At 62.5% G+C, this 5,027-nt stretch carries 4 protein-coding genes; 1 reads left to right on the forward strand and 3 read right to left on the reverse strand.

Annotation, left to right across the window (positions count from 1 at the left end; genetic code table 11):
• Positions 1-114: 114 nt before the first annotated feature.
• From OZ411_RS42465 to OZ411_RS42475, 3 genes are all read right to left on the reverse strand, one after another.
• Positions 115-1,455, reverse strand: a complete 1,341-nt coding sequence (locus tag OZ411_RS42465; protein WP_282532733.1) for a carbohydrate porin — start codon at positions 1,453-1,455, stop codon at positions 115-117.
• Between the two features lie 19 nt (positions 1,456-1,474).
• Positions 1,475-2,494 carry a transporter gene (locus OZ411_RS42470; RefSeq protein ID WP_282532734.1) on the reverse strand — a complete coding sequence of 340 codons (1,020 nt, stop codon included), beginning with the start codon at positions 2,492-2,494 and terminating at the stop codon, positions 1,475-1,477.
• Between the two features lie 134 nt (positions 2,495-2,628).
• Positions 2,629-3,411: an acetoacetate decarboxylase gene (locus tag OZ411_RS42475; RefSeq protein WP_282532735.1), complete on the reverse strand. Its 783-nt coding sequence runs from the start codon at positions 3,409-3,411 to the stop codon at positions 2,629-2,631.
• Positions 3,412-3,575: 164 nt separating this feature from the next.
• On the opposite strand from OZ411_RS42475, the gene OZ411_RS42480 reads away from it, so the two are divergent.
• Complete coding sequence (locus tag OZ411_RS42480) at positions 3,576-4,748, forward strand: patatin-like phospholipase family protein (RefSeq protein WP_130582660.1); 1,173 nt, start codon at positions 3,576-3,578, stop codon at positions 4,746-4,748.
• Positions 4,749-5,027 lie beyond the last annotated feature (279 nt).

Genomic DNA, 5,027 nt, shown 5'->3' on the forward strand with positions numbered 1-5,027 from the left:
CTCCGATGGTTCGAGTGTGGAAACCCAAACCTACCGGAAAGGGCGCGCTCACCGCCCCATGGAATCTACAAGTTGCGGCGCGCCTGCGAAGTGACGTCGTCACTTATCACTCCGCTAATACACGATGGTCGTGCGCACGCCGACCATCACGCCATCCTTGATGCGATGCGTCTGCGTGGGATCGTAGGGGTCGACCGCGCCGCCACCGGGATGCGCGATATATTGAAACACCGGCTGCAGCAGGAAGCCGGGCCTGACCTCATGCTGATAGGTGACTTCGAGGATCGCCTCGTAGTCGCGGATCGGGTATGGCGTGCCGGTGAAGAACTGGGTGTCGCGGTCGAAGGCACGGGCGCGGTCGGATATCCTGGCGTAGGTTGCCGCGATGCCGAACCTGTCGTTCGGATGGGCATCGCTGAAACCGGTGAACAGGAAGCCGCCGTCGACATAGGTGCTGATCAGATTGCGATCGGACGGACTCACCGAGGCCCGCATGAAGAATGCGACGCCCTTGTCCGAACCGGGTGCGGCGCGCGCCAATTGCTGCTCATAGACCATGAACAATCCCTGGTTCCGGCGCCACCATGCCGGATCGCCGGAGCTGTTGGGATCGGCGAGCGACAGGCCGTCGGCCGAGAAGCGCTGATCGGGAAACGACATCATGTGATACCAGCCGCCGCCGGTGATCGTCGCCGGCAGCCGGCTCTCGCCGATCTCGAATTTGTATTTGAGCTGTCCGATCCACCAGGGCGGATCGTTGACGCGGAACAGAAGACCGTTGGCATTGGCGATCTGCGAGTCGTCCGCGTCCGGCGGCGCCGCGCTGCCGTCGAACAGTGCGAGATAGGCCGTGATCCGGTCCGAGAGCGCCGCCTTGATGCGGATGCCGGGGACGGCAAGCGGCGGTGACGGGCCGCCGCCCGGCAAATTGATGCCGGTGATGCCCGGCCAGCCCAACGCGGAGTTGATGAAAATGTCGTCGTATTGGCTATCGATGAATTCGACGTCCGAAGCCTGCTGCCCGACGCGGACGGCAAGCTTGCCGCCGAGCAGTTGCTGCTCAATCCAGAGTTCGTAGAGGCGCGTGGAGGATAACGCCTCGACGCCCGAGACCAGCATCAGATTGCCGATATAGCTGCGCGACAGGCCGTCGCCATGGATCTGGAACATGTTGGCGTGGAAGGTGGCGCCGGTCCAGCCCATCACCTTTTCAAGGTCAATGGTGGTGCCAAGGTCGAGACGCCCGGTATAGATCGCGCCGGTACGCATGCCGCCGGAGACGTTGGCGAGCCCCTCGCCGATATAGGTCAGGCTGAACTGGTAGCCGGCATCCGCCAGCCTGTCGCGCAGGTCCTTGTTGCCGCCGTCGGGCTGATCTGCCGCGCGGGCGGCTGCGAGGGCAACGGCGGTGATCGCCGCGAATACCGTGACCGCGCGGATGAGCACTCGGTACATGCAATGATACCGCAGCCCGTTATTTGACGATGCCCAGGCGACGCATGATCAGGTAGGCAAGGCCGGAGGCGCCGATCAACAGCACCGCGGCCCACAGGAAGCCGCTGTCGACGTCGGTGAGCGGCAGCCCCTTGGTGTTCATGCCGAAGATGCCGGTGACCAGCGTCGGCGGCAGCAACATCATGGTCACGACCGACAGCGCGTGCAGATGCCGGTTGCTCTCCTCCTCCAGCTTGAAGCGAAGCTCCTCCTCGAGCAGCCGGCTGCGTTCGCGCAGCTCGGTGATATCGTGGTCGAGGCCATCGAGCCGCTGTGCGAGCTTTGCGGCATGCAGGCGTAGCGCCGGGCTGAGATTGTCGGGGCTCTTCTGCTCGAGCCGGTGGAACAGGACGCGCAAGCCGGCAAGCTGACGGTGCAGCCTCAGGCAGGTCCGCCGCAAACGGCCGAGCCCGGCGCGCATCTCCGACTTGGTCTCGCCGGACAGCACCCGCTCCTCGATTTCGTCGATCTCGGTGCCGATCTTGTCGGCCATCCGGTCCATGGTGTCGGCGACCTCGTCGATGATCTTCTCAAGCAGCGCCGCCACCGTCGCGACACGATGGCCGCCCTCGAGCACGCGGCGCGTGGCATCCACTGCGCACAGCGCCTGATGGCGGCCGCTGATCAGGAGACGCTCGGTCATCGCGAAGCGAAGGAAGCCGGTTTCCTCGGTCGGGGAATCGATCTCGCGGATGAGATCGGAGAACACGCCGTAGACGCAGTTGTCGATGACGTGAAGCTGCTGGAAATTGTCGTGCGACAATAGCAGATCGCGCGCGAGCGCGGGCATCTGCAGGCCGGCAAGCCATTGCCGCGTGCGACCATCCGCCAGATTGAAATGCAGCCAGAGCCTGCCATCATGGCTGAACTCGATCGGCGCATCGATGGCTAAGGATTCAGCGTTGCCGTCGCTATGCAGACGGAATGCCCACACCAGACCTGGGATCACCGGGGTGGCGTCCGCGGGCACGCTGACGATTTTCGCTGGTTCAGCCGACATGACCAGCCCGAAGCTCAACGCGATGCATCGCTAACCCCTGCTGCAGCCAGCACAAGACCCGTGCGGAGCATCCACCCCGCACGTACGTCAGCACGCGATACAATTACGATTTTGTTACAGTTTGATGTCGCAGCCTACTCCGCGGCGAGACCGGTCGCGGCAACCTGCTCGGCTTCCTTGTTGTAATCGTGCACGACGCGACCGAACGGCAGCGTCAGATCGGCGAGGAAATGATGCGCGCCGACCACGCGGCGCACCGGAAAATCCGCAACCGGCGCATTGACATGCGGCACCAGATGCAGCCGGCCGGGGCCGATCCATGAGCCCTTGACGTTGATGTCGGTCAGGTTGATCGCAACGAGCTGGCAGACTTCGAGACGGCCGTCGACGCCCGGGATCATCTTCAGATTAATTTGCGTCTTCGACAGCGTCGCGCGGGTGATGTCGCCATTGCCCGCCATGCTCTCATGCTTGTAGCCCATGGTGCCCATGGCGACGAGCTGGCCGGCATATTCGAGCGTGCCGGTCAGCGTGTCCTTGACGATCTCGAGCTTGGGATGCGCGTATTTCTTCGGAAAGCCCCAGATCTCGCGGCCCGCCGCAATCGGCGGATCATCGTCGAGGTACATCTGCGAAACAAAATTGACCTCTTCGCCGTGCAAGCGCGCCGGGATCACCAGACCGGACTCGGTATAGCTGCCGAAGCCGGAACTATCAGGCATCTTGATCCATTCGTAGTGCACGATCGGCTGATCAATCGGCTCGAGCGGCTCAGGCAGCCCGGCACGGATCAACTCGGGATCGGTCTCGTAGGTAATGACCAGGAATTCGCGATTGACGAAGCGGTAGGGTCCTGCGGGATAGCTCGGACCGGCGGCCGGCATCGACGGAAGCCTCAAAAGCTCTTCCCTGCGCATCGCAAATCCCCCTGTTTGCAATATGTGGCCTGAACGCTAGCGGCGGACATTGACACTGATATGAGGGATTTCCTTCAGCCGCGTGACCCCGAATGTCCCCTTGGCGGCTGTCATCAGCACGTCACGGGCACACGGAATCGTTGGCGCGCAGGGAGTGTCAGGACATGGATGCGCGTAGCCCACATTTCGACGAACAAGAAACTGCAACCTCCCATCGCGGCTGGCGGCCGGAGCGCTGCGACCGTGTCGCGCTGGTGCTGCAAGGCGGCGGTGCGCTCGGCGCCTACCAGGCCGGCGTCTACCAGGCGCTGCACGAAGTTGGTATCGAGCCGGACTGGATCTGCGGCGTCTCAATCGGCGCGATCAACTCGGCGATCATCGCCGGCAATCCGCCGGAGCGACGGCTCGAGCGGCTGCACACATTCTGGGACCGCATCACCAGCCGCAAGATCTGGCACTACACGCCGGATGGCGACATCTTCCGCAAGGCGCGCAACTTCACCAGTTCGTTCGTGACGACGGTGCTGGGCCAGCCCGGTTTCTTCGCACCCCACAACACCAATCCCTGGTTAAGCCCGGCCGGTGCGCGGACGGCGACGAGCTATTACGACACCGCGCCGTTACGCGAGTCGCTGCTCGAGCTGGTCGATTTCGAGCGCATCAATTCCAAGAAGATGCGCTTTGCAGTCGGCGCGGTGAACGTGCTGTCGGGCAACTTCATCTATTTCGATAACGCGCATGACGAGATCATTCCCGAGCACATCATGGCGAGCGGCGCGTTGCCGCCGGCGCTGCCGATGGTAAAGGTCGGCACCGATCATTTCTGGGATGGCGGCATCGTCTCCAACACGCCGCTGCAGCATTTGCTCGACCAGGTCGACAGCCTGAATTCGCTGGTGTTCCAGGTCGACCTGTTCTCGGCCCGCGGCGTGCTGCCCCGCGACATCCACGACGTGATGGCCCGCCACAAGGACATCATGTATTCCTCGCGCACGCGGTACAACACCGATATGTATCGCAAGACCCACAATCTCCGCGCCCGCCTCTACAAGGCGCTGTCGAAGATTCCAAACGAGCAGTTATCGGAAGAAGAGCGCCATCTTCGCGATTCCAACAGCGCCCTGCCGAGCATCGCGATCCTGCAACTGATCTATCAGCAGAAGGCCTATGAAGGTCACGCCAAGGATCACGAATTCTCGGGCACCTCGATGCGCGAGCACTGGATGAGCGGATACGAGGACACCAAGCGCACGCTGATGCGACGCGACTGGATCAAGATGCCCGACAACGGCATGGGCATCGTGGTCCACGACGTACACCGCGAAAGCGAGGTGTAATTCCGCCCGTCATTGCGAGCGGAGCGAAGCAATCCATGCCACCACTTGCGGAGAGATGGATTGCTTCGTCGCTTCGCTCCTCGCAATGACAGCTGAGAGATTTGCGCACGCTATCTCCGCCCGTCGTCCCGGGCTTGACCCGGGACCCATAACCACAGGCTGTTGTTGGCTGCTCCGCCGCAACCGCTTGCTCGCGCCACAACACTTTCCTGTGGTTGATGGGGTGGACGGCCCCCTACGGCATCAGTTGTGCCAGAATGAGGTTGTCGAAATCTCAAA

Origin of the sequence: Bradyrhizobium sp. Arg237L (assembly GCF_029990105.1) — a bacterium.
Classification (GTDB): Bacteria; Pseudomonadota; Alphaproteobacteria; order Rhizobiales; family Xanthobacteraceae; genus Bradyrhizobium.

Coding starts and splice junctions, on each gene's coding strand:
- OZ411_RS42475 (WP_282532735.1), bottom strand. CDS start 3,411: ATGCGCAGGGAAGAGCTTTTGAGGCTTCCGTCGATGCCGGCCGCCGGT.
- OZ411_RS42470 (WP_282532734.1), bottom strand. CDS start 2,494: ATGTCGGCTGAACCAGCGAAAATCGTCAGCGTGCCCGCGGACGCCACC.
- OZ411_RS42465 (WP_282532733.1), bottom strand. CDS start 1,455: ATGTACCGAGTGCTCATCCGCGCGGTCACGGTATTCGCGGCGATCACC.
- OZ411_RS42480 (WP_130582660.1), top strand. CDS start 3,576: ATGGATGCGCGTAGCCCACATTTCGACGAACAAGAAACTGCAACCTCC.